General features: G+C 68.5%; 24 protein-coding genes. 11 read left to right on the top strand and 13 right to left on the bottom strand.

Annotated elements, in window-relative coordinates:
- Window positions 1–181 precede the first annotated feature (181 nt).
- The gene (locus ABIC25_RS04730) at window positions 182–1,678 is read right to left on the bottom strand and encodes an MFS transporter (protein WP_064571585.1); all 1,497 of its coding nucleotides are present in this window, start codon (window positions 1,676–1,678) and stop codon (window positions 182–184) included.
- A gap of 123 nt (window positions 1,679–1,801) precedes the next feature.
- A complete protein-coding gene (locus ABIC25_RS04735; protein WP_101819260.1) occupies window positions 1,802–2,578 on the bottom strand; it encodes an SGNH/GDSL hydrolase family protein in 777 nt (258 codons plus the stop codon).
- A gap of 520 nt (window positions 2,579–3,098) precedes the next feature.
- On the opposite strand from ABIC25_RS04735, the gene ABIC25_RS04740 reads away from it, so the two are divergent.
- Window positions 3,099–6,488: a pyruvate carboxylase gene (locus ABIC25_RS04740; protein ID WP_354560202.1), complete on the top strand. Its 3,390-nt coding sequence runs from the start codon at window positions 3,099–3,101 to the stop codon at window positions 6,486–6,488.
- A gap of 34 nt (window positions 6,489–6,522) precedes the next feature.
- On the opposite strand, the gene uraH is transcribed toward ABIC25_RS04740, so the two are convergent.
- Both uraH and uraD read right to left on the bottom strand, forming a co-directional pair.
- Window positions 6,523–6,849 carry a hydroxyisourate hydrolase gene (gene uraH / locus ABIC25_RS04745; protein ID WP_101819061.1) on the bottom strand — a complete coding sequence of 109 codons (327 nt, stop codon included), beginning with the start codon at window positions 6,847–6,849 and terminating at the stop codon, window positions 6,523–6,525.
- A complete protein-coding gene (gene uraD, locus ABIC25_RS04750; protein ID WP_004021643.1) occupies window positions 6,846–7,349 on the bottom strand; it encodes a 2-oxo-4-hydroxy-4-carboxy-5-ureidoimidazoline decarboxylase in 504 nt (167 codons plus the stop codon). The genes uraH and uraD overlap by 4 nt, the downstream gene beginning before the upstream one ends.
- A 49-nt stretch (window positions 7,350–7,398) precedes the next feature.
- Here uraD and ABIC25_RS04755 point away from each other — a divergent pair, with 49 nt between their 5' ends.
- On the top strand, window positions 7,399–7,983 hold the full coding sequence (locus ABIC25_RS04755) for a nucleotidyltransferase family protein (protein WP_354560204.1): 585 nt from the start codon (window positions 7,399–7,401) through the stop codon (window positions 7,981–7,983).
- Between the two features lie 130 nt (window positions 7,984–8,113).
- The gene (locus tag ABIC25_RS04760) at window positions 8,114–8,875 is read left to right on the top strand and encodes a hypothetical protein (protein ID WP_354560206.1); all 762 of its coding nucleotides are present in this window, start codon (window positions 8,114–8,116) and stop codon (window positions 8,873–8,875) included.
- A gap of 11 nt (window positions 8,876–8,886) precedes the next feature.
- Here ABIC25_RS04760 and ABIC25_RS04765 read toward each other — a convergent pair whose 3' ends face one another.
- Genes ABIC25_RS04765 through ABIC25_RS04775 form a run of 3 tightly spaced genes read right to left on the bottom strand, consistent with a single transcriptional unit; the run spans window position 8,887 to window position 12,490 of the window.
- On the bottom strand, window positions 8,887–10,992 hold the full coding sequence (locus tag ABIC25_RS04765; protein ID WP_354560208.1) for a xanthine dehydrogenase family protein molybdopterin-binding subunit: 2,106 nt from the start codon (window positions 10,990–10,992) through the stop codon (window positions 8,887–8,889).
- Complete coding sequence (locus tag ABIC25_RS04770) at window positions 10,989–11,972, bottom strand: FAD binding domain-containing protein (protein WP_354560210.1); 984 nt, start codon at window positions 11,970–11,972, stop codon at window positions 10,989–10,991. The genes ABIC25_RS04765 and ABIC25_RS04770 overlap by 4 nt, the downstream gene beginning before the upstream one ends.
- Window positions 11,969–12,490, bottom strand: a complete 522-nt coding sequence (locus ABIC25_RS04775; RefSeq protein ID WP_004021638.1) for a 2Fe-2S iron-sulfur cluster-binding protein — start codon at window positions 12,488–12,490, stop codon at window positions 11,969–11,971. The genes ABIC25_RS04770 and ABIC25_RS04775 overlap by 4 nt, the downstream gene beginning before the upstream one ends.
- A gap of 75 nt (window positions 12,491–12,565) precedes the next feature.
- On the opposite strand from ABIC25_RS04775, the gene ABIC25_RS04780 reads away from it, so the two are divergent.
- Together ABIC25_RS04780 and ABIC25_RS04785 are read left to right on the top strand one after the other, a co-directional pair.
- The gene (locus ABIC25_RS04780; RefSeq protein ID WP_033203577.1) at window positions 12,566–13,876 is read left to right on the top strand and encodes an NAD(P)/FAD-dependent oxidoreductase; all 1,311 of its coding nucleotides are present in this window, start codon (window positions 12,566–12,568) and stop codon (window positions 13,874–13,876) included.
- A 104-nt stretch (window positions 13,877–13,980) separates the two neighbouring features.
- Window positions 13,981–15,108, top strand: a complete 1,128-nt coding sequence (locus tag ABIC25_RS04785; RefSeq protein ID WP_004019003.1) for a nitronate monooxygenase — start codon at window positions 13,981–13,983, stop codon at window positions 15,106–15,108.
- A 19-nt stretch (window positions 15,109–15,127) separates the two neighbouring features.
- Here ABIC25_RS04785 and ABIC25_RS04790 read toward each other — a convergent pair whose 3' ends face one another.
- Genes ABIC25_RS04790 through ABIC25_RS04810 form a run of 5 tightly spaced genes read right to left on the bottom strand, consistent with a single transcriptional unit; the run spans window position 15,128 to window position 20,344 of the window.
- Window positions 15,128–15,457, bottom strand: coding sequence for a rhodanese-like domain-containing protein (locus tag ABIC25_RS04790; protein ID WP_248645144.1), 330 nt, complete (start codon window positions 15,455–15,457; stop codon window positions 15,128–15,130).
- Window positions 15,458–15,503: 46 nt separating this feature from the next.
- On the bottom strand, window positions 15,504–15,920 hold the full coding sequence (locus ABIC25_RS04795; protein ID WP_354560211.1) for a MarR family winged helix-turn-helix transcriptional regulator: 417 nt from the start codon (window positions 15,918–15,920) through the stop codon (window positions 15,504–15,506).
- Between the two features lie 48 nt (window positions 15,921–15,968).
- A complete protein-coding gene (locus tag ABIC25_RS04800) occupies window positions 15,969–17,363 on the bottom strand; it encodes a flavin monoamine oxidase family protein (RefSeq protein ID WP_354560213.1) in 1,395 nt (464 codons plus the stop codon).
- Between the two features lie 36 nt (window positions 17,364–17,399).
- Window positions 17,400–18,854 (bottom strand): aldehyde dehydrogenase family protein, encoded by a 1,455-nt coding sequence (locus ABIC25_RS04805; RefSeq protein ID WP_354560214.1) that lies wholly within the window; start codon window positions 18,852–18,854, stop codon window positions 17,400–17,402.
- Window positions 18,855–18,907: 53 nt separating this feature from the next.
- Entirely contained in the window at window positions 18,908–20,344 is a 1,437-nt protein-coding gene (locus ABIC25_RS04810; RefSeq protein WP_354560215.1) for an APC family permease, read from the bottom strand.
- A gap of 142 nt (window positions 20,345–20,486) precedes the next feature.
- On the opposite strand from ABIC25_RS04810, the gene ABIC25_RS04815 reads away from it, so the two are divergent.
- Window positions 20,487–21,071 (top strand): TetR/AcrR family transcriptional regulator, encoded by a 585-nt coding sequence (locus ABIC25_RS04815; RefSeq protein ID WP_004572196.1) that lies wholly within the window; start codon window positions 20,487–20,489, stop codon window positions 21,069–21,071.
- A gap of 3 nt (window positions 21,072–21,074) precedes the next feature.
- Here ABIC25_RS04815 and ABIC25_RS04820 read toward each other — a convergent pair whose 3' ends face one another.
- Window positions 21,075–22,556, bottom strand: coding sequence for a PAS domain S-box protein (locus ABIC25_RS04820; protein ID WP_354560338.1), 1,482 nt, complete (start codon window positions 22,554–22,556; stop codon window positions 21,075–21,077).
- A 174-nt stretch (window positions 22,557–22,730) separates the two neighbouring features.
- On the opposite strand from ABIC25_RS04820, the gene ABIC25_RS04825 reads away from it, so the two are divergent.
- The 5 genes from ABIC25_RS04825 (at window position 22,731) to ABIC25_RS04845 (ending at window position 26,915) form a co-directional block, all read left to right on the top strand.
- Window positions 22,731–23,906 (top strand): acyl-CoA dehydrogenase family protein, encoded by a 1,176-nt coding sequence (locus ABIC25_RS04825; protein ID WP_354560217.1) that lies wholly within the window; start codon window positions 22,731–22,733, stop codon window positions 23,904–23,906.
- A gap of 47 nt (window positions 23,907–23,953) precedes the next feature.
- Entirely contained in the window at window positions 23,954–24,316 is a 363-nt protein-coding gene (locus ABIC25_RS04830; RefSeq protein ID WP_004572199.1) for a hypothetical protein, read from the top strand.
- A 64-nt stretch (window positions 24,317–24,380) separates the two neighbouring features.
- A complete protein-coding gene (locus tag ABIC25_RS04835; protein ID WP_354560219.1) occupies window positions 24,381–25,658 on the top strand; it encodes an aromatic ring-hydroxylating oxygenase subunit alpha in 1,278 nt (425 codons plus the stop codon).
- A complete protein-coding gene (locus tag ABIC25_RS04840; RefSeq protein ID WP_239400399.1) occupies window positions 25,651–26,148 on the top strand; it encodes an aromatic-ring-hydroxylating dioxygenase subunit beta in 498 nt (165 codons plus the stop codon). The genes ABIC25_RS04835 and ABIC25_RS04840 overlap by 8 nt, the downstream gene beginning before the upstream one ends.
- A gap of 14 nt (window positions 26,149–26,162) precedes the next feature.
- Complete coding sequence (locus ABIC25_RS04845) at window positions 26,163–26,915, top strand: SDR family NAD(P)-dependent oxidoreductase (protein ID WP_354560220.1); 753 nt, start codon at window positions 26,163–26,165, stop codon at window positions 26,913–26,915.
- The last annotated feature ends 30 nt before the right edge of the window (window positions 26,916–26,945 follow it).

The following is a 26,945-nucleotide window of genomic DNA, read 5'->3' on the forward strand; positions in this document are numbered from 1 at the left end:
AGCGTGCCTTGTCGAGGAGGCGGGGTGCAGCGGTGAGTGGCTCCCACCGTACGAGGCCGATGCGCCCGCCGGAGCGGATCGCAGAGATCGACGTCGAAAGAAGCACGGCGTCACGCTACGTGCATCCGGTGCGGTCCGCATCTCGTGGCCGGCGGGCCGGTTCCGAGTCCTCGCCGTCGCGTCAGACCGGGGTTTCGGTGCTGCGTCCGTGCGCAGGAATCGCGAAGGCGACCACCGCGGCGATCACGCTCATCACGAGGGCGATGCCGGAGGCCCACAGATACCCCTCGGCGGTCGGGACCCCGATCGAGGTCCCGTCGGCGACGGGAACCGAGATCATCGACCAGGTGAGCAGCATGCCGACCGCCGCGGCGGCGGTCGAGGTCCCGACGATCCGCATGAGTGCGTTGACACCATTGGACTCACCGGTCTGCTCCACACTGACCGATTGCATGATCAGGGCCGGCATCGCGGAGTAGGCGATGCCGAGGCCCGCGCCGATGCAGCAGGCGATCACGAGCATGTGAATCCACGTCAGATCCCATGGGCCGGCGATCCCGACGATGAAGATCACGTAGCCGATGCCGATGATGACCGCGCCCAGGGCGAGCGAGATCCGCGCGCCGAAGACGGCGTTGATGCGGCCGCTGATGTGCGAGAACACGAACATGACCAGTCCGCTGGGCGCGAGGATCAGACTCGCGTGGACCATGTCGTACCCGAAGCCGTCCGGGCTGTTCGTCGGGGCCATCAGCAGCTGGATCGGGATGAGTTGCATGGCGTAGAAGGCGAACCCGGTGGCGATCGAGGCCAGATTCGTCAGCAGCAGGGGGCGCTTGGCCAGGATGCGGAGATCGATCAGCGGACTGGCGCGACGGAGCTCGACGAAAACCCACACGCTCGTGGACACCACGAAGCCGGCGAACAGGCCGAGCGTGAGTGGGTGGGACCAGCCCCACTCGGCGCCCTTCGACAGCGGCAGCAGCAAGCAGACGAGCAGCACGGTCAGGCCGAGTGCGCCGAGGGCGTCGAACCGGCCACCGGAGGGCTTGGCGGTCGAGCGCACCGTGAGGGCCACACCGACACCGGCCAGGGTGGCGGCGCCCGCACACGACCAGAACAGGGCGTGCCAGCTCACGTGTTGGGCGATGAGGGCGGCGACCGGTAGGCCGAGTGCACCGCCGATACCGAGCGAGGCGCTCATGGTTCCCACCGACGAGCCGAGGTGGCGGGGCGGGACGATGTCGCGCATCACGCTGATCCCGAGCGCGACGATGCCGAAGCCGAGACCCTGCAGCCCGCGGCCGATGATGAACAGCGGGAGGGATGTCGCGACGGCACACGCGACGGATCCGACGGCGACGAACCCGAGACTGACCAGGATGGCGAGGCGTTTGCCGTACATGTCGCCGATCCGCCCGCCGATCGGTGTCGCGACCGCCCCGAGCAGCAGGGTGATGGTGATCGCCCACGTGGTGTCGGAGGCGTCGGCGTGCAACAGCGCGGGGAGTTGGGGGATCAGCGGGACGATGATGGTCTGCATCAGCGCCACGACGATCCCGGCGAGGCAGAGCACCGCGACCGCCAGTCGGGGGTGGGGTTTCTCGGCGGCGTGATCGGGGGGCGGGAGATCCGGGGTACTGTCCGTCGTTCCGTCGGCGTCGGTGCGGCTGGTCACGCCGTCATCCCGCTGGTTCCGATCATCGATTGTTCACACCTCCGAACGATCAGGATATCGCGCGGGTCACCGACGCAAACGTTCGCGTCCGCCGGAGCGGGCCGGACCGGCCAGGCGAGCGGACTACCCGAGCTCGGCGGCGCCGACGGGGTGCGGCCATCGCGGGGTGAGTCCGTCACCCGACGAGACGCCGCGGATACGGCGCATCACCCATGGCCCGAGGAAGGTCCGCGCCCATTCCGCATTCTGGCGTCGTTGCTCCCGCCGGGTCGCGACCGCGGCGGCGGCGAGGGTCGCCGGCGTGAGATCGTGGTCGACCCCGAGCAGGTCGAGGACCCGGCCGGACATGTGTGCGTGTCCGAGCGGCGACATGTGCAGGCGGTCGTTGTCCCACATGCGGTAGTCGTCATACCCCGGCATCCGCCAGAAATCGCAGATCAGTGCGCCGTGATGCTCGGCCACGGCGCGGACGAGTTCGTTGTAGATCGCGACGCGCCCGCGAAGCATCCGGAAGACCGGAGCCCATCCGGTGTCGTAGGCGGTGAAGACGACGACGGTGGCGCCGGTCGCGGCGAGGTCGCCGAGTGCTCGGTCGTAGCGCGCGATCATCGCGTCGACGTCGAGGGACGGACGCATGAGGTCGTTTCCGCCGGCGTAGATGGTGACGAGGTCGGGGTCGAGTTCGATGGCCGGGCCCACCTGTTCGGCGATCACCTGGTCGAGCAGCCGGCCGCGGATGGCGAGGTTGGCATACGTGAACTCCCCGCCGTCTGCTGATGCGGCGAGCCGTTCGGCGACGCGGTCGGCCCATCCCCGCACACCGTTGGGTCGGGTCGGATCCGGATCGCCGACGCCTTCGGTGAACGAATCGCCCAATGCGACGTAACGGGTGAAGCCCACGAGCGCGCCTTTCTGTCGAGTGGTCGGAACGACGCTAATCCCGACCGCCGGTTGCGGCCAAAGCATGCTCGGACGGAACGATCGATCGGCATTCCGACGGAGCGCTCGATCGGCATTCCCGAATTACCGCGGCACCGGATCTCTCATTGCCGAACGGCACTGGAGAGTATTTCTCAACACTGTCGCAATGAGTGCCACGTACATTGCGCGGCAATTGTTTTCGCCCCCGGTGACGGGGTCGCCGCACCCCTGCGTCGGAACGTTTCGGACGATCCGGAATGCGGTGGCGCGCGCCCTTTCCGAAGGCGTCGTAGACAGTGTGAGGGGGTGGCCGGTCGGCCGGTCTCGGTGAGTAGGATCACGACGTGAACTGCCCGTGGAAAACGGGTCGGCGTCGTCGGGGGCACCTGCGTCGAACCGTGTCCGTCGGGGGGTTTGTTCGCGCGATCTCCACCGCGATTGTGCGAGTCGCTGAGCACGCGCCGGACCGGCGCAGGCGTGAGAGAAAGAGAACACCACGATGTTCGACAAGGTTCTGGTCGCCAACCGCGGCGAGATCGCCATCCGCGCATTCCGCGCCGCCTACGAACTGGGGGCGCGCACAGTCGCGATCTTCCCGTACGAGGATCGCAACTCCGTGCACCGGTTGAAGGCCGACGAGTCCTATCAGATCGGGGTGCCGGGACATCCGGTGCGGGCCTACCTGTCGGTCGACGAGGTCGTCAGCGCAGCGGTTCGCTGTGGTGCCGACGCGATCTACCCCGGTTACGGATTCCTGTCGGAGAACCAGGGTCTGGCCGCGGCGTGCGCGGAGGCGGGCATCACCTTCGTGGGCCCGAGCGCCGACATCCTGGAGATGACCGGCAACAAGGCGACCGCGGTGGCCGCGGCGAAGGCGGCGGGCATCCCCGTTCTCGCGAGCTCGGAGCCGTCGTCGGATCTCGACGAACTGCTCGCCGCGGCGCAGGACATGCAGTTCCCGGTGTTCGTGAAGGCGGTCGCGGGTGGCGGCGGGCGCGGGATGCGCCGCGTCGACGAGCGTGCCGATCTCGCCGAGGCCATCGCCGCCGCGTCGCGCGAGGCCGAGGCCGCGTTCGGCGATGCGACGGTGTTCCTCGAGCAGGCGGTGGTCAACCCGCGCCACATCGAGGTCCAGATCCTCGCCGACACCCACGGCAACGTCATCCATCTCTACGAGCGCGACTGCAGCCTCCAGCGCCGGCACCAGAAGGTGATCGAGCTGGCTCCCGCCCCGAATCTCTCCGACGAGTTGCGCGAGAGGATCTGCGCCGATGCCGTCGCCTTCGCGCGCCACATCGGTTACTCCTGTGCGGGCACCGTCGAGTTCCTCCTCGACGAGCAGGGTCGGCACGTGTTCATCGAGATGAACCCGCGCATCCAGGTCGAACACACCGTCACCGAGGAGATCACCGACGTCGACCTCGTGAGTTCGCAGCTGCGGATCGCCGCGGGCGAGTCGCTCGCGGACCTCGGCCTGAGTCAGGACGTGATCCGCATCCGCGGAGCCGCCCTGCAGTGCCGCATCACCACCGAGGACCCGGCGAACGGGTTCCGGCCCGACGTCGGGCGCATCACCGCGTACCGCAGCCCGGGCGGCGCGGGGGTGCGGCTGGACGGCGGCGCCACCCTGGGTGCCGAGGTCAGTGGTCACTTCGACTCGATGCTGGTCAAACTGACCTGTCGCGGTAGGGATTTCCCGACCGCGATGCGTCGGGCGCGGCGCGCGGTGGCCGAGTTCCGCATCCGCGGCGTCGCGACGAACATCCCGTTCCTGCAGGCGGTCCTCGACGACCCGGACTTCCGCGCGGGACGCGTCACCACCTCGTTCATCGACGAGCGTCCCGAGCTGCTGACGTCGCGCTCGTCGGCCGACCGCGGTACCAAGATCCTCTCGTACCTGGCCGACGTCACGGTGAACAAGCCGCACGGCGAGCGGCCCACCACGGTGTACCCGCGCGACAAGCTGCCCACCGTCGAGCGCTCGGTGTTGGCTTCGCCCGCGAACGGATCGCGGCAGCGACTGCTGGAGCTGGGGCCGGAGGGCTTCGCGCGCGACCTGCGGGAGAACCCGCGCCTGGGCATCACCGACACGACGTTCCGCGACGCACACCAATCGCTGCTCGCGACGCGCGTGCGCACCAACGGGCTGCTCAACGTCGCACCGTACGTGGCGGCACTGACCCCCGAACTGCTCTCGGTCGAATGCTGGGGCGGTGCGACCTACGATGTGGCACTTCGCTTCCTGAAGGAAGACCCCTGGGATCGGCTGGCCCAGTTGCGGGAAGCCATCCCCAACATCTGCCTGCAGATGCTGCTCCGCGGGGCCAACACCGTCGGATACACCCCATACCCCACCAAGGTGACGACCGCGTTCGTCTCCGAGGCGACCGACGTCGGCATCGACATCTTCCGCATCTTCGACGCGCTCAACAACATCGACGCCATGCGACCCGCGATCGATGCGGTCCGCGAGACCGGTACGGCGGTCGCCGAAGTCGCGATGAGCTACACCGGCGACCTGTCCGACCCGGCCGAGGACCTGTACACGCTCGACTACTACCTGCGCCTGGCCGAGCAGATCGTGGCGGCGGGCGCCCACGTCCTGGCGATCAAGGACATGGCTGGTCTGCTCCGTGCTCCCGCCGCGACCACCCTGGTGACCGCGCTGCGACGCGAGTTCGACCTGCCGATCCACGTGCACACCCACGACACCCCCGGTGGGCAGCTCGCGACCTACATGGCCGCGTGGCAGGCGGGTGCCGACGCCGTCGACGGTGCGAGTGCCGCTCTGGCCGGGACCACGAGCCAGCCGCCGCTGTCGGCGATCGTCGCCGCGACCGCCCACACCGAGCGGGACAGCGGTCTCGACCTCGCGCGGGTGTGCGATCTCGAGCCGTACTGGGAGGCACTGCGAAAGGTGTACTCGCCGTTCGAGTCCGGCCTCCCGGCGCCGACCGGCCGCGTCTACTCGCACGAGATCCCCGGCGGGCAGCTGTCGAACCTGCGCCAGCAGGCCATCTCACTCGGCCTGGGCAACCGCTTCGAGGCGGTCGAGCAGGCCTATGCCGCAGCCGATTCGATGCTGGGCCGGCTGGTCAAGGTGACCCCGTCGTCGAAGGTCGTCGGCGATCTCGCGCTCGCCCTGGTCGGTCGCGGTATCACCGCCTCGGACTTCGCGGCCGACCCGGCGTCGTACGACATCCCGGATTCGGTCATCGGCTTCCTGCGCGGCGAACTGGGTGATCCGCCCGGTGGCTGGCCCGAGCCGCTGCGCACCCTGGCGCTGCAGGGCCGGGCGCCGGCGCCCGAGGTCACCGAACTCTCCGCGGACGACGAGGCCATCCTCGACAAGCCGGGACGCGACCGTCAGGTCCGGCTCAACCACCTGCTGTTCCCCGGCCCCGCACGCGAATTCGAGGAACACTACGAGACGTACGGCAACACCTCGACGCTGTCGGCCAACCAGTTCTTCTACGGCCTGCGGTACGGCGAGGAACACCGCGTCGAACTCGAACCCGGCGTCGAACTCCTCATCGGACTCGAAGCGATCAGCGAACCGGACGAGCAGGGCATGCGGACCGTCATGTGCGTCCTGAACGGGCAATTGCGCCCGATCGCGGTACGCGACCACGCCATCGACTCGGCGGTCGCGTCGGCGGAGAAGGCGGACCGGTCCGATCCGCACCACGTGGGTGCACCGTTCGCCGGTGTGGTGTCGCTGTCGGTGGACGTCGGCGACGAGGTGGCGGTCGGTGCGACGATCGGCACCATCGAGGCGATGAAGATGGAGGCGGCGATCACCGCACCGGTCGCGGGCAAGGTCGCCCGCCTGGCGATCGGGCAGGTCACCCAGGTCGCGCCGGGGGATCTGCTGATCGAGATCCGCTGAGGCTGCGGCGGCGGGGCGGGTGCCCCGCCGCCGGTCAGCTTCCCCGATAGGTCGAATAGGCGAAGGGGCTCAACAGGATCGGCACGTGATGGTGGCGCCCGGGGTCGTCGATCTCGAAACAGACGTCGATCTCGGGATAGAAACCCTTGATGTCGTTGTCGGCGAACCAGTTACCGGTGTCGAAGACGAGGTGGTAGATCCCCGGGACGAGGGGTTCGGTGTTCACCGTCGTGATGCGACCGTCCGAATCGGTCGTACCCGTGGACAATTGGGTTCCCGACGCGTCCTGGAGCGACACCTCGATGCCGACCGCTGGTGCCCCGGACACCGCGTCGAGGACATGTGTGGACAGACCGGTCATCTCGGGATCCCTTCGTCGGCGGTGCGCTCGGTCGACAGCATACGGAGCAGGCGAGCGCGATTGATCTTCGCCAACTCCTCGCGCAGGACACGCCGTTCGGTGGCGGCGTCGTTGGTCATCCGCTGGTGGAGGAGGGCGAGGAGCTCGTCGGCGGGACGACCGTTCGCGAAGACCAGGTACACGTGCCCGAACCGCTCCTCGTAGGCCGCGTTGCCCTTCCTCAGGTCGGCGAGCACCGACGCCGCCGAACTCGCGACGCCGGCCTGCTCTCGCGCCGACGAGGCGTTGTCCGGCCGGTCCCCGATCCGGGGGTGCCCCGCGAGCGCCTCGTCGACGTCGTCTTCGGAGAGCTCCGCCAACGTGCGGTCGGCGGAGTCGAGCAGTGCGGGTACATCGTGAAACGGCCGCGCGCGCATCATGCGCTCGATCCAGGCCGTCGAGGCGCAGCACGACCGCAACGCCGCCCGGACCTCGGCATCGTCCATCTCGTCGAGAATCATGCTGCCCAGCCTAGGAGGCGCGCGTGGCCGTCGCGTGGAAGATGGAGCGATGACCGACGCCGCCGCGCCCCGACGAGCTCAGCGATCGCCGGGTCGGGTGCTCGGTGTGGTGCTCGCCGCCGGCGCGGGCACCCGGTACGGGATGCCGAAGATCCTGGCGGACGACGGTCGGTGGCTCGGACACGCGGTCGCGACGCTGCGCGACGGCGGATGCGCGGAGGTGGCGGTCGCCATGGGAGCGGCGGTCGTCGAACCGCCCCCGGGCGCCGGTGCGCTGGTCGTCGAGGACTGGACCGACGGTGTCGGCGCCTCGGTGGCGGCGGCCCTGCGGTGGGCGATGGCACGACCGGATGCGGCGGGACTGGTGGTGCACGTGGTCGACACCCCGGACAGCGGCCCAGAGATCACCGCCCGGCTGCTCCATGCGGTCGGGGCTGATCGAGCCGCGTTGGCGCGAGCGGTCTTCGAGGGCCGGCCGGGACACCCGGTGTACATCGGTGCCGACCATTTCGGGCCCGCGTTGCGCGACATCGGTGGTGACGTCGGGGCGCAGGTCTACCTCCGCTCCCGGGCGGTCACACCCGTCGAATGTGGGGATCTGTCGACTGGCGAGGACATCGACGAGAGACGCTGACCTGCGGTGAGCGTGCCCATTTCGAGACCTTCTCGTCGCCGTTCCGGTGCACGGGGATCCCGCGTGGGACAAGCGTCCATGTCTAGGGTGCAGACATAGCCGGGTAACGGACCGCACTCTCTCGAAGCGGGTGATCGCCGTGGCGCACGATCGTCGTCGACGCCTCACCGCGATCATCGCCGCGCTGGTCCTGGGAACGGGGCTCGCGGCGTGCGCGGCCGGTCCCGACGTCGCCGACCCGGCGCCCCGGCTTGTCGAGGACGCGCATCTGCCGCCCGGTGTCGACACCACCTTCCGCTGGGCCGCCACCGGCGTCCTCGACCCGCAATCAGCCGAAGGCACCTTCGTCCGAGCCTTCACCGAGTCCTTCGAACTCGCGAATGCCGGCCGGTCCGTGCGGTGGGGTTATCCCGGGTTCGTCGAGGCCGCCCCGTCGAACATCGATCAGATGGTCACGGCCTATCCCACCGATTCGTCGACGGGTCGCGAGGTCGGCACCGCCTTCTACAGCGCGCTGCGCCGGGTCGATGACAACGGATGGGTGCGAATCGTGCTGTGCCGCCACGGATACAGATCCGTGCAGCACGCCGGTGGGTGGACCGTCGGCTTCGACACCCCGCGGCCGGTCGAGATCGACATCCGGCGGGTCGGGGACGATCCCGCGGCCGCGACACGCGGTGGTGAACGGACCCCGGGCGCCGATGTGTTCGGCGGGTGGTTCACCTCCCGCTACGACTTCGCGGCGCTGTATCCGACCCCGACAGCGGATCAGAAGTCCTGCGCGGCACTGACTCCGGCGGGGATGCCGCACTGGCTGCCGACGGCCGCCACCGAACCGTGGCCGTCGCTGTCGCCGTCGCCGGGATGGTCGAGCTACCCCGGCGCAGCCTGATCCCGCACGGACTACTGGTCGGGCAACCCGTCGAGCAGGTCGTCGCAGTGCACCGGGAGATCGCGGACCCGCACCCCGGTGGCGTTGTGGATCGCGTTGACCACGGCCGCGGCGCTGCCCACGATGCCGATCTCGCCCGCACCGCGTGAACCCATCGGGGTGGCGTGCTCGTCGCGGTCGTCGAGACAGATCGCGTCGACGTCGGCGATGTCGGCGTGCACCGGGATGTGGTACTCGGCGAGGTCCTGGGTGACCACGTGCCCGAAGCGGTGATCGCGAACGCTCTCCTCGTGCAACGCCATCGAGATGCCGAAGGTCATCCCGCCGATGAGCTGCGAGCGGACGGTGCGGGGATTGATGGCACGCCCGATGGAGAACACCCCGAGCATGCGCGGGATCCGGATCTCGCCGGTGTCCACGTCGACGCGGACCTCGACGAAGTGCGCTCCGAACGAGGCCACCGTGAACTTCTCGAGATCGGGGTTGTCGGCTGCCTCCGCGCTGAGCTCGGCGCCCTCGGGCGGATCGTCGCCGAATCGCGCGCGGAACTGATGCGCGGCGGTGACGATCGCCGATCCCCAGGACGAGGTGCCCGACGAGCCGCCGGCGACGGTCGCGCTCGGGAGAGCGCTGTCGCCGATCTCGATGTCGACGACGTCGGTGGGCACCCCGAGCGCGTCGGCGGCGATGAGCAGCAGCGTCGTCCACGCGCCGGTGCCGATGTCGGTGGCGGCGATCCGCACCGAGTAGCGGCCGGACCGGTGGGTTATCGACGCCTCGTTCCCGGGCTGCACCATGTGGGGATAGGTCGATGATGCGACACCCAGTCCGATGAGGTGCCGGCCGTCGCGTCGGGACCCGGGTTCGGTGGAACGCCGGTCCCAGCCGAATCGGTCGGCGCCCTCGCGGAGACAGTCCAGGAGCCGCCTCGACGACCACGGGTTGCCCGTCTCGGGGTCCTCGGGCGGTTCGTTGCGCACGCGCAGCTCGATGGGGTCGATCCCGATCGCGTGTGCGAGTTCGTCCATCGCCACCTCGCCGGCGAACATCCCCGGCGCCTCGCCGGGCGCGCGCATCCAGAAGGGGACCGGAACGTCGAGCGGGACGACGTGGTGGTCGGTCCGGCGGTTCTCGACGGCATACATCGACCGGGAGGTGACCGCGGCCTGCTCGGCGAATTCCTTGACGTGCGCGCTGTGCGTGTGTGCTTCGTGAACCAGGGCGGTGAGGTGGCCGTCGCGGTCGGCGGCGAGTCGCAGCCGCGATCGTGTGGGCGCGCGGTGTCCGACATAGGCGAACATGTGCTGCCGGGTCACGGCGAATTTCACCGCTCGCCCGGGCAGGCTCATCGCTGCGAATGCGGCCAGCACGTCGTGGGAATGCGGGGACCCCTTGGAGCCGAATCCGCCGCCCACGTGCGGCGCGACGACTCTCATCTGATCGGGTTCGAGTCCGAGCACCGGAGCCAGCGCGGACACCACGCCCTGCGTCGACTGGGTCGAGTCGTACAGCGTCAGCGTCGACTCGGCGGGCTGCCACGTCGCCACGACGGTGTGGGGCTCCATCGGGTTGTTGTGCTCTTCCGGCGTCGAGTACCACTCGTCGATCGTGACGACGCCGGACTCGCCACGTCCCCCGGTAGCCTCGTCGAGAACACGATCCGGGTCCCCGTCCAGCGAGGTCGGCTCGAACCCGCCGTTGACCTGCTCGGGCCGGTAGCTGTCGGGGTGGTCCACGCGGAACTCGGTGTCGTGATCGTCGTCGTCGTAGGTCACGATCACGGCCGCCGCGGCCTCCCGGGCAGTCTCGGGACTCTCCGCGACGACGGCGCCGATGAGCTGGCCGCGGTAGGCGATCTCCGGTGACTGCAGGATCGTCAGGTCACCGTTCGAGGTGTCTGCCAGCCGGGGTGCGTTCTCATGGGTGAGGATCAGGAGGACGCCGGACGTCGACTCGGCTGCGGCGGTGTCGAATCCGGTCACGCGGCCACGCGCGACGGCGGCGGTGATCGGCCACAGGTACACCGCGTCGGTGAGATGTTCGTACGCGTACGGCGCTGTGCCGCGGACCTTGTCGACGCCGTCGATCCGGGCGTGTGAGGTGCCGATGGCGGTCATCGGGTGCTCAGTTCCCGCAGGGTGGCGACCAGGGTGCGTCGTGCGAGCGGCACCTTGAATTCGTTTCCGTCCAGACCGCGCGCGTCGCCGAGTTCGGCATCGGCTGCCGCGGCGAAGAGTTCGGTCGACGGACGCTGTCCGCGCACCACGGATTCGGCGCGTTCGGCGCGCCAGGGCTTGTGGGCGACACCGCCGAGTGCGATGCGTGCCTCACCGATCACGTCACCGTCCATGCGCAGCTCGGCGGCGACGGACACGAGCGCGAAGGCGTAGGAGGCGCGGTCACGGACCTTGCGATAGGTCGACGCCGAGTCGGGCGGCGGTGGCGGCACGTCGATGGCCACGATGACGTCGTGCGGTTCGAGGACCGTGTCCCGCTCCGGATGCTCCCCCGGAAGCCGGTACAGATCGAGGATGTCCACGACGCGCTCGCCGTCGGGACCCTGCACCACCACGCGGGCGTCGAGTGCGGTCAGGGCGACGGCCATGTCCGACGGGTGGGTGGCCACGCAGGCGTCGGACGCGCCCAGGATGGCGTGGTACCGGGTGTAGCCTCCGATGGCCGAGCAACCCGAGCCCGGCGTCCGCTTGTTGCACGGCGTCGTGACGTCCCGGAAGTACACGCACCGCGTGCGTTGCAGCAGGTTGCCCGCGTTGGTCGCGAGGTTGCGCAACTGTGGTGACGCCCCCGAGAGGAGCGCGCGCGCCAGCACCGGGTAGCGGCGTCGGACCAGGGGGTGGGCGGCGGTGTCGGCGTTGCGCGCGGTGCCGCCCAGACGCAGCGAACCGTCCGGCCGTTCGGTGATGCCGTCGAGCGGGAGGCGCGAGATGTCGAGCAGGGCAGGCGGATCGGCAACACCGAGCTTCATGTGGTCGACGAGGTTGGTGCCGCCGGCGATCAGCTTCGCACCGTCGTGGTCGCGCAGGAATGCGACAGCGCCGGCCACATCGGTCGCGCGGTCGTAGGTGAACGGGATCATCGATCGGCCACCTGTCGGATCGCGGCGAGAATGTTGGGGTAGGCCGCGCAGCGGCAGAGGTTGCCGCTCATCCGTTCCCGGATCTCGTCGTCGGCCAGACCGTTCGCGTCATCGGTGGCCGCGGGGTCGAGGTCCTCGGTGACGTGGCTCGGGTGGCCCTGTTTCGCCTCGTCGAGCATGCCGACCGCCGAGCACAGCTGGCCGGGGGTGCAGTAGCCGCACTGGAAGGCGTCCTCGTCGATGAACGCCTCCTGCATCTCGTGCAGGTCGTCGCCGTCACCGAGCCCCTCGGCGGTCACGATCTCGGTGCCCTCATAGGCCACCGCGAACGACAGGCAGCTGACGATCCGGCGACCGTCGACCAGCACAGTGCACGAGCCGCACTGCCCGTGGTCGCATCCCTTCTTGGGGGAGAAGATGCCCAGGCGGTCGCGGAGGCCGTCGAGCAGGGTCGTGCGCGTGTCCACGACGACGTCGCGGAGGGCACCGTTCACGGACAGCGAGATTCTGGCTTCCACATCGCGGGGCGTACCCGACGTCCCGGGCGGTAAACACCCGCCGCAGGCGCGGGAATGTCTGGAACAATCGGCCGGGTGGCCACCCCAAGACCCAGAGTTGTCGTCATCGGCGCCGGATTCGCGGGCATGCACTGTGTCCGCCGGCTCAAGAACGAGCCGGTCGACGTCACCGTCGTCGACCGCGGAACCAGTCACTTGTTCCAACCGCTGCTGTATCAGTGCGCCACCGGGCTGCTGTCGGAAGGCGCGATCTCCAGCCCGGTCCGTCATCTGACACGCAGGCACAAGAACCTCGACGTGGTGCTCGGCGAGGCATCGGACATCGACGTCGACGCCCGCGAGCTGACGGTCGATCGCATCGACGGATCGTCCTTTCGCCTGTCGTACGACCATCTGGTGGTCGCGGCCGGGATGCGCACCGCCTACCGCGGCAACGAGGACTTCGCCGCCCACGCACCGGGAATGAAGACCCTCGACGACGCGCTGTCCATCCGGCGCAAGATCATGGCCGCGTTCGAGATGGCCGAGACGGTCACCGACCCGGAGGAGCAGCGATCCTGGCTCACCTTCGCGGTGGCCGGCGGCGGGCCGACCGGAGTCGAGCTCGCGGGGCAGATCCGGGAGGTCGCGACGCTCGCGCTCGAGCGCGAGTTCGATGCGATCGATCCGGCGCAGGCGCGGGTGCTGCTCCTGCACGGCGGTGATCGGGTGTTGCCGTCGTTCTCCACCAAGCTGTCGGCCAGGGCCCAGCGCACACTCGACGAACTCGGGGTCGAGACCCACCTCGGCGTACACGTGACCGGTGTGGGGGAGGACCACGTCGAGACGACCCGCAAGGCCGACGGCGACAAGCAGACGTACCCCGCGCGGACGACGCTGTGGACGACCGGTGTCGAGGCCGTCCCGTTCGCGACCACGCTCGCCCGGGCGCTGGGGGCCGACCAGGACCGCGGCGGCCGGATACCGGTGGAAGCCGACCTGTCGGTCCCGGGTCACCCCGACGTCTTCGTGTGCGGTGACATGAGCGCTTACCGCGACCTCCCGGGGGTCGCCGAGGTGGCCATGCAGGGCGGCCGGCACGTCGGCGCGGTGATCGCCGAAACCGTTGCGGGACAAACGGACCGGTCCCCGTTCAAGTACCGCGACCTCGGCACGGCGGCCTACATCGCGCGCCGGCACGCGATCGTGCAGTCGGGACCCCTGCAACTGTCGGGCTTCCTGGGCTGGGTCGCGTGGGGTGTCATCCACATCGCGTTCCTGGCGGGTGTGCGCAATCGGATGGGCACCGTGATGACCTGGGGCGCAACGCTGCTCACCGACAGTCGGCGAGAGCGCGCGATCACCTACGGCGACCCGGAGACGGCGCGGCAACCGTACGGGCAGTGACGGGATCGATTCGGCCCGGGTTCCGGTCGAACGCTTGTCCGTGACCCCCCGGCCTGGTATTCAGAGTAGAACACGTTCTAATTCTGACCGGCGAGGAGTCCTGCATGCACACCCCGATCTGTGATGAGCTCGGTATCGAGTTCCCGATCTTCGCGTTCACCCACTGCCGCGACGTGGTGGTCGCGGTGAGCAAGGCGGGCGGATTCGGGGTGCTCGGCGCGGTCGGGTTCACCCCGGAGGAGCTCGAGATCGAGCTGAACTGGATCGACGAGCACATCGGCGACCGTCCCTACGGCGTCGACATCGTCATCCCGAACAAGTACGAGGGCATGGACTCGAACATGTCGGGTGACGAGCTCACCAAGATGCTGCAGTCGATGGTCCCGGCGGAGACCCTCGACTTCGGACGCAAGCTCCTGCGTGACCACGGTGTGCCGCTCAACGAGGACAGCGACAACTCCCTGCAGCTCCTGGGTTGGACCGAGGCGACGGCCACCCCGCAGGTCGAGATCGCGCTGCAGCATCCCAAGGTCACCCTGATCGCGAACGCGCTCGGGACGCCGCCCGCCGACATGATCGAGAAGATCCAGGCCGCGGGCCGCAAGGTGGCCGCGCTCTGCGGATCGCCGAAGCAGGCGCGCAAGCACGCCGACGCAGGCGTCGACATCATCATCGCCCAGGGCGGCGAAGGCGGCGGTCACTGCGGCGAGGTGGGTTCCATCGTGCTCTGGCCGCAGGTGGTCAAAGAGGTTGCGCCGGTGCCGGTTCTGGCTGCCGGGGGCATCGGCAGCGGTGAGCAGATCGCGGCGGCCCTCGCGCTCGGTGCGCAGGGCGCGTGGAGCGGTTCGCAGTGGCTGATGGTCGAAGAGGCGGAGAACACCCCGGTCCAGCAGCAGACCTACATCGACGCCTCGAGTCGCGACACGGTGCGCAGCCGGTCGTTCACCGGCAAGCCGTGCCGCATGCTCCGCAACGACTGGACCGAGGCCTGGGAGGACCCGAACAATCCCGATCCGTTGGGAATGCCGTTGCAGTACATGGTCTCCGGCATGGCGGTCGCGGCGACGCACAAGCACCCCGACGAGAGCATCGACGTCGCCTTCAACCCCGTCGGGCAGGTCGTCGGGCAGTTCCGCAAGGTCGAGAAGACCTCCGCGGTGATCGAACGGTGGGTCACCGAGTACATCGACGCGACGAGCAGTCTGGAGTCGTTCGCCAACGCGAACGCCTGAGCCGTCGACGGTGGCGATCTCACTCGGTGAGGTCGCCGCCGGCCGCTCGCCAGCCGATGAGGCCGCCACTCATGTTGACGGCCTCGAATCCGTTCTCCACGAGGAGGTTTGCCGCACCGGCGGATCGGATTCCGCCGGTGCAGAACGCAATGAGCAGGGTGTCTTCGGGCAGTTCGAGGCACCGCGTCGGCAGCACCTCCAGGGGCATGTGCACCGCATCCGGGATGTGGACGCGGTTCCATTCGAACTCGCGGCGGACATCGACGACGACGGCGCCCTCGGCGACCAGGCGCAGTGCCTCGGCGGCGGACACGGTCGGGGGTCGACGGAGGTAATGGCGGACCTTCACAACCTTCAGTCTAACTGAAGGTGGCCCCGTACGGCACCGCGGCGGATCAGGACTCCGAGATGGTGCGTCTCATCACGTCGCGCAGTGCCTGGGCGAGTTCGGGATCACGCGAGGTGAACTCGGCGTCGAGCCGGGTGACCGCCTCGGTGGCGCGGGTGAGCGCCTCCTCGCCCGCCGGGGTGATCCGCAACGTCGACGCGGCCCCGGCGTGGGCGGTGGCGTCGTCGACGAGGCCGGCGTCGACGAAGCCCGAGACCGCGGCGTGTGCGCTCTGCACCGTGATGCGCGACCGGCGGGCCAGTTCGCTGAAGGAGATGTCCGGTGTGCCGCGGATGTGGCCGAGCAGACCGAACTTCCGCGTCGTCAGTCCGAGGGGCTTGAGCGCGGAGCCGAGCTCGGCCTCCCACACCCGGCTGAGGGTGAGCAGGGTGACGACCGGGCTGAACGGCGGCGGCTCCGACATGGGGGCAGGCTAACAGCCACCCGGACGGCGGCTCCGGCGTCCGCGCGCTCACCGCAGTTCGGCGATCACCTTGCGTGCGGTGGTGATCCCGGATTCGATGGCGCCGTCGACCACCACGCCGTTCCAGCCCTTCGCGAAGTCGGCCCCCGCGAAGTGCAGGCGGGTGGTGGAGTCGTGGAACAGGCTCCAGCCGTTGAAGAACTGACCTGACTTGAGTGTCGCCCAGGTCTGGCCGGACCAGGGGTCGGCTACCCAGTCGTGACCGCCGCACTCGAGCACCGTCAGATCGGTGCGCCAGACATCGACGGCCATCTGTGCCGAGGCGACGTCGTCGAGATCGATGGCGGTGTGATCGGAACCGAAGCCGACGAGGATGGTGGCGTCCTCGTCCTCGAGGAAGTATTCGCTGCGCAGCAGGGAGATCGGGTGCTGTCCGGGCGCTCCGGCGATCACGGAGTGGTGACCGGCGACCTTGATCCAGATCTTGAACCCCACCGAGTTGGTGCCGTCGGAGATGAGAGCGGTCTGCTCGGCCGACAGCGCGGGGTTGAAGTCGATGGTGCGCAGCGCGCCGATGGGTGCGGTGACGATCACCGCGTCGGCCGCGACGACCTCACCGGTCGCCAGTGTGACCCGGGCGCCGTGGGAATCGTGGGCCACCGAGCGAACCGGTGTGCCCAGGGTGATCTCGCCGCGTAGGTCGCCGGCAATCGCCTCGTAGAGGCCCCGCATCCCCTTGGTGAGCTTGAACCGCAGGGTCTGCTCGTCCATGAGAGAGCTGCGGTGATCACTCAGCGAGGCCCAGTGTTTGGCCATCAGCGGGGACGCCGTGGCCGTCGGGCCCTGATAACCGGCCGACCAGTACGAGTCGGCGAGATCGATCTCCTCGCGGGTGAAGTCACCGTTGTGCAGGCAGTCGAGGACGCTGCCCTTGTCGGCGGCCAGGAAGCGTTCCCGCAGTTCGGGATCCGTGTCGGGGTCGCGGAGGATGGCGAGCGGGTCGTGCGGGTACGGGAAGAACTCGCGCGAGCCGTCGACGATGGTCTCCTGCAGCCGGGAGAGCTTGGTGTCGAGGTCGTGTTCGGTGCCGGAGTGCACGACGCCGTCGCTCACCCAGTACGCCGACTCGATGTCGGGGCTAGGGTAGATCGTCTGCGCGTAGCGGGTGATCTCGGTCCAGACGAACGGTTGCATCCAGTGCACCCACGTCGCGCCCATCTCCAGGGCATGGCCGCCCAGGCGTTCGTCGGTCCAGGCACGGCCGCCGATGCGCTCGCGTGCCTCGACGACGCGGACCTCGATGCCGGCGGCCTCGAGCTCGCGGGCCGCGGTGAGTCCGGCGAAGCCGGCGCCGATGACGAGGACAGATGGACGTGGGGATCGCCCGGAACCTGCTGCGTGCGGCGCGGATTCGTCGGCGCCGGGTAGGGGATGAGAGGACATGGCTGCTCCTGAGAACGGTGTGGGGAGGATGGGATGTCAGAGCACGACGGTGACGGTCTTGGACTCGGTGTAGGCGAGGATGCCCTCGTACCCGAGCTCGCGACCGATACCGCTCGCCTTGACCCCACCCCACGGGAGTTGCGGTGCCAGCGGTGACCATCCGTTGATGCCGATGGCCCCCGCATCGATGCGCGCGGCGGCGGTGTGGGCGCGGGTGAGGTCCGTGGTCCAGAGGGTCGCCGACAGTCCGTACTGGTTGTCGTTGGCCAATGCCAGCGCCTCGTCGTCGGTGTCGAACGGGATGACCAGGCCGACGGGTCCGAAGATCTCCTCGCGCGCGACGGTCATGTCGTTGCGCCCGGCCAGGACGGTGGGTGTCACGTAGAACCCGGCGGAGTCCGGTGCCGCACCGCCGATGACGACCTCGGCGCCCTCGTCGACGCCGGTCTCCAGCAGGGCGAGGACGCGGTCCCGCTGACGGGCGTTGACCAGCGGGCCCATCGTCGTCGACGGGTCGAACGGGTCGCCGAGAACCTGGGCCTGGGCGGCGCCGGTGAGTCCGTCGAGGATCGCGTCGTAGACCTTGCGGTGCGCGATCACCCGGGTGCCCGCCGCACAGACCTCGCCCTGGTTGAAGAACATGCCCATCGCGCACCCCGGGATGGCGGCGTCGAGGTCGGCGTCGTCGAAGACGATCTGCGGTGCCTTGCCGCCCAATTCGAGTGCGGTGCGCCGGAACGTGTCCGCGGAGTCGCGCAGGATGGTCCGACCGGTCTCGGTGGAGCCGGTGAAGGAGATCTTCTTGACCCCGGGGTGGCGGGACAGGGCGGCGCCGGCCACGCGGCCGAGGCCGGTGACCACGTTGACCGTTCCGGCAGGGAAACCGGCCTCGTCGACGAGTTCGGCAAGGCGGAGCACCGACAGCGAGGCGTCCTCGGCGGGCTTGATGACCACCGTGTTGCCGGCTGCCAGGGCGGGAGCCAGCTTCCACCCGAGGATCATCAACGGCGCGTTCCAGGGGATGATGGCCCCGACCACGCCGATCGGTTCGCGCCGGGTGTACGCGTGCGTGGGAACCGGTCCACCCAGGTAGCCGTCGTTCGCGATGAGTTCACCGTTGATCTTGTCCGCCCATCCCGCGTAGTAGCGCAGGGTCGCGATCAGGTTAGGGATCATCAGCGCCGAACTCATGCCGAGCGGACGCCCCATGTCGAGCGACTCGAGCGCGGCGAGTTGTTCGATGTCGCGCTCGACGAGATCGGCGAGCCGGTTCAGCAGCAGGCCCTTGCGCGACGGTGCGAGGGCGCCCCACTCGCCGCGGAAGGCCGAATGCGCGGCGGTGACCGCGGCGTCGACGTCGGCGTCATCGGCCGATGCGAGCTCGGCAAGTGGTTGTGCCGTCGACGGATTGAGGGTCGTGACGGTGGCGTCTGCGCTGCGCCAGGTGCCACCGATGTAGAGGCCGGTGTGCAGGTTCGAGATGTCGATCATGAGAACACGCTTTCTGGGTTGGCTGGGTTGGCTGGGTTGGCTGGGTTGGCTGATCAGGATGCGGACGTGGCCGGGGTGTCTCGGCGCGCCGGGTGAAGCCAGCGGCCGATGCATGCGCCCACGATGAACACGGCGGCGATGACGAGCAGGAACACGGTGGCGAGGACCTGTGATCCGCTGATGAGGGTGGTGAAGTTGGCGACCACGAGCGCGGTGATGCCGAGCAACCCGACGGTGCCCAGGGCCGGCGCGATCCTGGTGTGCCACAGGCGGTTGTCGGCGGTGTCCCGCCGGAACCAGACGATGATCGCGACGCTGGTGAGCACCATCAGCACCAGGATGCTGACGATCGCGACACCGGCCATCCAGGTGAACAACTGCAGCACGGGATCGGCGCCGGCCACCGCGAAGGCGCCGACCAGGATGAACGCGGTCGCCGTCTGCACCACCGAGCCGATGTGCGGCGAGCCGTGGCGATTATGCACATCCATGAGCCGACGCGGTGCGTACCCGGTCCGCGACAGCGCGAAGGTGTACCGCGCGATGGCGTTGTGGAAGGCGAGCAGTGCGGCGAACAGGCTCGTCACCAGCATCACCATCATGACGTCGGCGGCGACGCTCCCGAGGAAGGTGGTGGTGGCGATGAAGGTCAGGTTCGCCGGATCGGACTGTGCGGCGGCCTGTACCTGATCCGAGCCGAAGGCGAGCACCACCGCCCAGCTCGCCGCGGCGTAGAGGACACCGATGGTGCCCACGGCGACGTAGGTCGCGATCGGCACGGTCCGCCTCGGATTGCGGGCCTCTTCGCCGTAGATGGCCGTCGCCTCGAAGCCGACGAACGAACCGATGGCGAACATCAGCGCGATGCCGGGCGAACCCGAGAGGAAGGCCGACGGCGTGAAGGACACGACGTCGACGCCGTGCGCGCCGCCCTGCGCCAGCACCGCGACCGTCAACGCGACGATCAACGCGATCTCGGCCACGAGGAGGACGCCGAGCACCTTGGCGCCGAGGTCGATGCTGCGATAACCGAGGACCGCCACCATGGCCATGAGCACGAACGCCCACAACCACCATGGCACGTCGGGACCGCCGAATCGGATCACGACGTCGCGCATGGTGGATGCCGCCAGGCCGTAGATCGCCGCCTGGATGGTCGTGTAGGCGAGCAGCGCCAGCGCGGCCGAGCCGACGCCGGCGCTGCGGCCGAGCCCCTTGGTGACGTAGGCGTAGAAGGCGCCGGTGTCGGTCACCGAACTGCTCATCGCCGCGTAGCCGACGCTGAACACCAGCAGGACGGCCGCGGCGATGAGGTAGGCCATCGGCGCTCCCGCGCCGTTGCCGATGGCGATCATCACGGGCAGCGAACCCGCCACCGCGGTGAGCGGCGCGGCCGCCGCGATGACCAGGAAGACGATGCCGGCAACACCGATCGAACCCCGGAGGGCCGATCGTGCGGGAGCCGACGTCGGATGGGTGGTGTCGACCATGTCGAGCTCTCCTGTCGGTTATGGTTCAACGAACGTAGAACCAAGAACTGTGATGGAGGCTACATCCGGGGTGCGCCCGCCGGAAGCCGAACGAGGGTCGGTAAAACCTTTACCCGGGTCCGAACCGAGCCAGGGAGATGTGATGCCACGACTGGTCGACCACGATGAGCGCCGCCGCGCCATCGTCGCCGCGGCCTGGCGGCTGCTCGCCACGCGGGGAGTCGACGGGATCAGCATGCGGGATCTCGCCGCGGAGGCCGGGTACACGAACGGGGCGCTCAGTCACTACTTCGCGGGTAAGGACGAGATCCTGCGCACCGCATACGAATACGTCATCGAGGCGACGAACGCCCGGATCGCGTCGGCGACCCGACGCCGCAGTGGCAGAGCGGCGCTGCGGGCCCTGTGTCGAGAACTGATGCCGATGACCGACGAGGCCACCCTCGAGGCTCGTATCGCCATGTCGCTGTGGCAGCGAGCGATGACCGACTCCGTGATGGCGGACGTCAACAACGCGGCGGTCGCGGAGTGGAAGTCGCAGATGACGCAGCTGTGGAACGAAGCGGTGGATGCGGGCGAGCTACCGGCCCGCGACATCGGCGTCGGGGTCGAACTGCTGATGACGACCATCTTCGGACTCCAGGTGACGGCCGTGCTGGACCCGGTGACCACGGCGCCCGCCGACCAGATCCGCCTGATGGACGCGATCCTCGACGGCTCGTCCTGACTCCTATCCGGACGAGCCGGTGGCGAGCGGCAGGGTCACGCGGACCGTGGTACCCGACGGTTCGTTGGGCAGGTAGCTGATGGTGCCGCCATGGCGTTCCACGATGTGCTCGGAGATGATCAGCCCGATTCCCGAACCATCCTGTTTGGACGAGAACGCACCTGATGCGAGCCGATCGGTGGGTGCGCCCGTCATGCCCCGCCCCTGGTCCCGGATCCACACCGACGCCAGTCCGTCGGCCTCGCCGGTCTGGATCGACAGCTCCTTGACCTCGGTCGTCGGCCGGACGATCTCGTCGAGCGCGTTGACGCAGAGGTTGATGATGACCTGACCGATGAGCACGTTCTCGCCCTGGACGGGCAGATACCGGTCGGGGATCTCGGCGTACACGCGCACCCCCTGTTCGGCCGCCCGCAGACGCACGAAATACAGACTCTCCTCGACGGTCTCGTTGAGGTCCATGAGCGTCGTCGTGCTCTCGATGCGTCGGACGTAGCGGCGGACCGACGCCACGATGTCGGCCGCGCGGTGGAGTTGCTTCTCGATCTGGTCGATCCCGTAGGCGAGGCTACGGGCATCGACCGTCTCGGCGGAGACACGGGCCTTCAATCCGCTGAGGTAATTGGTCGACGCCGCGAGCGGCTGGCCGAGTTCGTGGGCCAGGATCATCGCCATGTCGCCCATCGCGTGATAGCGGCTCAGGTACTGGAGATTGGCTTCCTGGTAGGCGTTGCGTCGTTCCCATTCGACCCGGTCGGTCACGTCGCGGACGGTCAGGACCCGCGACCGGATGCCGTCGTGGGCGACGATCTCGAGTTCACCTGCCAGCCACACGGTGCTGCCGTCGTCTTTGATGATCTCCTGCTGGATCTCCACCGAACCCGCACCGTCCGCCAGTCGTTCGACGACGGGATCACTGGTGAGTCGGGGTTCGCACCGCCCCAGGTCTTCCAGGTGGACGCCCGACAGTTCCGCGGGGGTGCGGCCGAACAGCTTCGCGGCCAGCGGTGAGATGTCGTCGATGCAGTTGTCGTCGTCGAGGACGACGATGCCGGCCGACGTATGGGTCATGATGCGCTGCAACGACTCCGACACCCAGGTGAGTTCCTCCTGCAACTCGACCTCCTCGGAGATGTTGCGGAACTCGACCATCACGACCGGCCCGTCCTCGCAGCGCACGAGGGTCGCGCGGGCGTCGGTGAGGAACTCGGTGCCGTCCTTCGCGCGATACTTCCACTGTTTGCGGCTCGACCCGTGGACCACCGCCGACTGCAGCCAGGCCACACCGACCTCCCGGCGGTACTGCCGTTCCTGGGCGCTCATGTGGTGCGCCTTGAGGGGCTTCAGCTCCTCGAGGGTGAATCCGAAGATGCGGCAGGCGGCCGGGTTCGCCCACAGGATGTTCTTCGAACTCGCCTCGTGGATGAGGATGCCGGTGCCGGTGTGGAGGATCATCTGCTCGAAGTCCCGGCGAGCGGGGAACATCGCCATCACCTCACCTTCGTCGAGTCCGGCATTCGCCCTCGCCACGATGCCATGCAGGTGACGACACGCAAGTAAGGAATTGCTTACCCGCGGCGCGGGAAATCCCGATACCGCGCCCGGCGCCGCGTCCATAGTGTCGATCTCGAGATCGAGAGTCGATTCCGAACGGAGACAATGATGACCGCGGAGAGCCTGACCGAACGGGTGTGTGCGGAACCGGTGGGGGCGGCGCGCGACGCAGCCTTCGATCATGCGCTCGACGTGCTCCGGGATCGTCGCGACGAGTTCAACTCGCAGCGGTACGTCCCCGCCGACTTCATCGCGCTGCTGAAACGCGCCGGCATGTACCGGGCGTCGACGCCCGCGGTGTTCGGGGGTGAGCCGATGGCCCCGTCGGACTTCATGGCGCTGGTCGAGCGCATCTCCGCCGTCGACCCGGCCACCGGGTGGGTGTCCAGCTTCGGATCGTCGCTGGTGTACTTCGCCGCACTGCCGGCCGAGACGCAACGGAAGATCTACGCGCACGGACCCGACATCGCCTATGCGGGCGGTCTGTTCCCGATGCAGGAAGCCCAGAAGGTCGACGGCGGCTATCTGTGCACCGGCGTCTGGCAGTTCGCGAGCGGGTGCCGCGGCGCCGACCTCATCGGCGTCGGCCTGGCCGGCGGACCCGAGACCGGTGGCAAACCGCTGACGGCACTGCTCGATCCGGCCGACGTGGAGATCGTCGAGAACTGGGATGTGGCCGGGATGAAGGCCACGGGCTCACATGCCGTGCGCGCCGATCGGGTGTTCGTGCCGGAGGAGATGACCTTCGTGCGCGGCGGCGTGCCGCAGATCGACGAACCGCTGACGCGCTATCCGGCGCTGGCGTACGCCGCGCAGGTGCTCGCCGTGGTGACCCTCGGCGCCGCCCGGGGCGCACTCGACTACGCGATCGAGGTCGGCGCCGCGCGGACCTCGATCACCGGGGGTGCCAGCAAGGGCAACCGGCCGGCGTACAAGAGCGGACTCGCGGTGGCCGAGGCCGAACTGCGCTCGGCGCGGGCGTTCTTCTACGAGAGCACCGATCGGGTGTGGGCCAAAGCCGTCGCGGGACAGCACATCTCGACCGACGACCAGGCGCTGCTGCGGTTGAGTGCCACGCACGCCGCGCATGTCGGGCGCAGCGTCGTGCTGCAGGTCTTCGATCTCGCGGGGACCGGCGCCATCTACGAGACCCACCCGCTCCAGCGGTTCCTGCAGGATGCCCTGGTGCCCGCCCAGCACGCCATGTTGCAGACCAACACCTACGAGGCCGCCGGAGCCCTTCTCCTCGGCCTCGACGCCGGGATCCCGAGCTTCCCCTGACCCCCACACATCAGCCCCGACATCACGACCCGAGGAGTGCATCGCCCATGACCGACGAACCGTTGCGCACGCTGTTCTGCGTGGGGAACAACCAGAACTTCTTCGACCTGCCCAAAGCCGACATCGGTCCGGTGTGGGAGGCGACGATGGAGTTCCTCACCGGGCTGAAGAACCTCGACGGCGTCGACATCATCGGCACCTTCGACGACGACGCCCACATGGTCGGGCCGTCGGACGGGTGGCCCTGGACGTTCTATGTCCTCGCCGACGTGCGCGACCAGCCCACGGTCAAGGCGGCCTGCAACCTGTTGCGCACCACCATGGTCGGCGAGTACGCGCTGTGGAAGTACTTCAAGGTCGAGGCGCGGATGGGCCGGGCCCTCACCATCCGCGACGACGTCGCCTCCTGAAGATCGCGCACCGACAGCCCCTCCTCGTGCCCCCAGGGCGCGATCGACACACGAAGGAACATCGATGACCACCATCGAGCGGCCGACCCGCGGCTTCGCGGACCTCGCCGAGAAGGACCGCGTCGCCGGTCAGCTCTACACCGACCCCGAGATCTTCGCCGAGGAGATGCGCAAGATCTTCTACCGCACCTGGGTGTGGGTCGCCCACGAGAGCGAGGTCCCCGAGGCCGGCTCGTTCAAGACCACCCAGGTCGGTGACCAGCCGGTCATCGTGACCCGAGATCGCAAGGGCAACTTCAACACCCTGCTGAACCGGTGCCGGCACCGCGGGGCGACCGTGTGCGATCAGCGCAGCGGCAAGGCGAACGGGTTCACCTGCCCGTACCACAACTGGTCGTACACCCTGGATGGTCGACTCCGCGGCATCCCGTACCCGGACGGGTACGAGGGCGTCGTCGAGAAGAACGATTTCCCGCTGCAGAAGCTGCGCACCGAGAGCTACCTCGGCATGATCTTCGCGACGTTCAACACCGAGATCGAGCCGCTCGAGGACCACCTCGGCGACGCCAAGATCTGGATGGACCGATTCCTCAAGCAGTCGAACGGATTTCCGACCAAGGTCCTCGGCAGCCACAAGTTCCGGTTCAAGGGCAACTGGAAGATCCAGTTGGAGAACACGACCGACGGTTACCACTTCCCGATGGTGCACAAGTCGTGGATGGCCTCGGTCGACGCCGAGACCGCCAACATGATGTCGTTCATGGACGACCCGGCCGCGCAGACGCACGCACTCGGGAACGGGCACAGCGTCGCCATCATGGCGGCGGCGCATGCCGATCTCGACGTCGACGACGGCAACGAGGAGATCCAGCCGCGATTCCAGCATCTCGTCGACGAACTCACCGAGGCCGGCGAGAGTCCCGAACGCATCCGCCGGTACATGCGCTCCATGCACGGGTGCGGGTTCAACCTCAACATGTTCCCGAACATCGCGATGTCGTCGTCGTTCTTCCGTGTCCTGATCCCGATCAGCGTCGACGTCACCGAGGTCTGGCACATGGCCATCGGCATGGACGGCGGACCGGAGAGCATCAACCGGGAACGCCTGCGTATCCACGAACACTTCCAGGGCCCCTTCGGTTTCGGTAGCCCGGATGACGCGGAGGGGTGGGACCGGGTGCAGATCGGGGCCGGCGGCAATCCGAACATGCCGATCCTGGTCAATCGCGGGGAGAACCGCGAATACACGACCGAGGAAGGCTGGCCCACTTCGCATGTCACCGACGAGACCGGGATGCGGGAGTCCTACGGCATGTGGAAGAGGATGATGAGCGATGACTGAACTGCACACCTTCGACGACCCGCGCGTCCTGCGTGCGATCGCGCTCGTGTGGAAGGAGGCCGAACTCCTCGACGCCAAGGACTATCCGGCGTGGGAGGCCCTCTACACCGACGACGCGCACTATGTCATCCCGATCGACCCCGACACCGAGGACTTCGACTCGTCGCTGAACATGGTCTACGACGACAAGCGGATGCGCCGGTTGCGCGTCGAGCGGATGATGCAGGGATATGCGCCGTCGGCTGTCGCGGCGGCCCGGACGGTCCGGATCGTCTCCCGATTCACGGTGTCCGATGTCAGCGACGACACCGTCATCCTGCGCTCGGCGCAGATCCTCAACGCGTTCAAGCGTGACACCTTCTCGACGATCGGCGCCGAGCTCACCCACACCATCGAGCTCGGACCCGACGGGACCGACCGGATCAGCCTGAAGGTGGCCCGCCTCATCGACAGTGAGGACGCGGTCAGCGCCTCGGGATACCTGGTGTGAGGGCGGTGGTGGACATGAGCTCGACCACCAAGGGGATAGCGGTCGTCACCGGAGCCGCCGGCGGAATGGGTTCGTTCATCGCCCGGCGGTTGCACCGGGACGGTCATCGCGTCCTGCTCACCGACATCGCACTCGACGCGGCGCAGCGGATCGCCGAGGAACTCTCGCCCGACGGGTCGACCGCGCAGGCGGCAGTCCTCGACGTCGCGCACCGCCAGAACTTCGTCGACGCACTCGCGCACGTGCAGTCGGTGTGGGGCACACCGACGATCGTGGTCAACAACGCCGCACTCACCCAGGCCGCCGATCTCATGACGTTGGACGAGCCGGATTTCAACCGGGTGCTGAACACGAACGTCAACAGCATCTTCTTCGGCTGCCAGGTCTTCGGTGCCGCGATGGCCGACGAGGGCTACGGCCGCATCGTCAACATGGCCTCGCTGGCCGGTCAGAACGGCGGGACCGCCACCGGCGCCCACTACGCGACGTCGAAGGGTGCGATCCTCACGGTCACCAAGATCTTCGCGAAAGAACTTGCGGCGCGCGGTGTCACGGTCAACGCCATCGCGCCGGGACCCCACGACCTGCCCGTCGTGAAAGCCACCGTGCCGCCGGAGAAACTCGACGCCGTGATCGCCGGGATACCCGTCGGCAAACTGGGCAGCCCCGACTTCATCGGGGACGTGGTCGGCCTGCTGACCGCCGAGAACGCCTTCTTCGTCACCGGCGCGTGCTGGGACGTCAACGGCGGGCTCTTCGTCCGCTGACCGCACCGCCGAACCCACCGTCACCACCAG

The sequence above is a fragment of the Gordonia sp. PvP123 genome (assembly GCF_040547295.1).
Lineage (GTDB): Bacteria > Actinomycetota > Actinomycetes > Mycobacteriales > Mycobacteriaceae > Gordonia > Gordonia terrae.

What these genes read in the sequence shown, in the direction of transcription:
- ABIC25_RS04740 (WP_354560202.1), top strand. Translation starts at nt 3,099, where the DNA reads ATGTTCGACAAGGTTCTGGTCGCCAACCGCGGCGAGATCGCCATCCGC.
- uraH (WP_101819061.1), bottom strand. Translation starts at nt 6,849, where the DNA reads ATGACCGGTCTGTCCACACATGTCCTCGACGCGGTGTCCGGGGCACCA.
- uraD (WP_004021643.1), bottom strand. Translation starts at nt 7,349, where the DNA reads ATGATTCTCGACGAGATGGACGATGCCGAGGTCCGGGCGGCGTTGCGG.
- ABIC25_RS04755 (WP_354560204.1), top strand. Translation starts at nt 7,399, where the DNA reads ATGACCGACGCCGCCGCGCCCCGACGAGCTCAGCGATCGCCGGGTCGG.
- ABIC25_RS04765 (WP_354560208.1), bottom strand. Translation starts at nt 10,992, where the DNA reads ATGACCGCCATCGGCACCTCACACGCCCGGATCGACGGCGTCGACAAG.
- ABIC25_RS04770 (WP_354560210.1), bottom strand. Translation starts at nt 11,972, where the DNA reads ATGATCCCGTTCACCTACGACCGCGCGACCGATGTGGCCGGCGCTGTC.
- ABIC25_RS04785 (WP_004019003.1), top strand. Translation starts at nt 13,981, where the DNA reads ATGCACACCCCGATCTGTGATGAGCTCGGTATCGAGTTCCCGATCTTC.
- ABIC25_RS04795 (WP_354560211.1), bottom strand. Translation starts at nt 15,920, where the DNA reads ATGTCGGAGCCGCCGCCGTTCAGCCCGGTCGTCACCCTGCTCACCCTC.
- ABIC25_RS04800 (WP_354560213.1), bottom strand. Translation starts at nt 17,363, where the DNA reads ATGTCCTCTCATCCCCTACCCGGCGCCGACGAATCCGCGCCGCACGCA.
- ABIC25_RS04805 (WP_354560214.1), bottom strand. Translation starts at nt 18,854, where the DNA reads ATGATCGACATCTCGAACCTGCACACCGGCCTCTACATCGGTGGCACC.
- ABIC25_RS04810 (WP_354560215.1), bottom strand. Translation starts at nt 20,344, where the DNA reads ATGGTCGACACCACCCATCCGACGTCGGCTCCCGCACGATCGGCCCTC.
- ABIC25_RS04815 (WP_004572196.1), top strand. Translation starts at nt 20,487, where the DNA reads ATGCCACGACTGGTCGACCACGATGAGCGCCGCCGCGCCATCGTCGCC.
- ABIC25_RS04820 (WP_354560338.1), bottom strand. Translation starts at nt 22,556, where the DNA reads ATGTTCCCCGCTCGCCGGGACTTCGAGCAGATGATCCTCCACACCGGC.
- ABIC25_RS04825 (WP_354560217.1), top strand. Translation starts at nt 22,731, where the DNA reads ATGATGACCGCGGAGAGCCTGACCGAACGGGTGTGTGCGGAACCGGTG.
- ABIC25_RS04830 (WP_004572199.1), top strand. Translation starts at nt 23,954, where the DNA reads ATGACCGACGAACCGTTGCGCACGCTGTTCTGCGTGGGGAACAACCAG.
- ABIC25_RS04835 (WP_354560219.1), top strand. Translation starts at nt 24,381, where the DNA reads ATGACCACCATCGAGCGGCCGACCCGCGGCTTCGCGGACCTCGCCGAG.
- ABIC25_RS04840 (WP_239400399.1), top strand. Translation starts at nt 25,651, where the DNA reads ATGACTGAACTGCACACCTTCGACGACCCGCGCGTCCTGCGTGCGATC.
- ABIC25_RS04845 (WP_354560220.1), top strand. Translation starts at nt 26,163, where the DNA reads ATGAGCTCGACCACCAAGGGGATAGCGGTCGTCACCGGAGCCGCCGGC.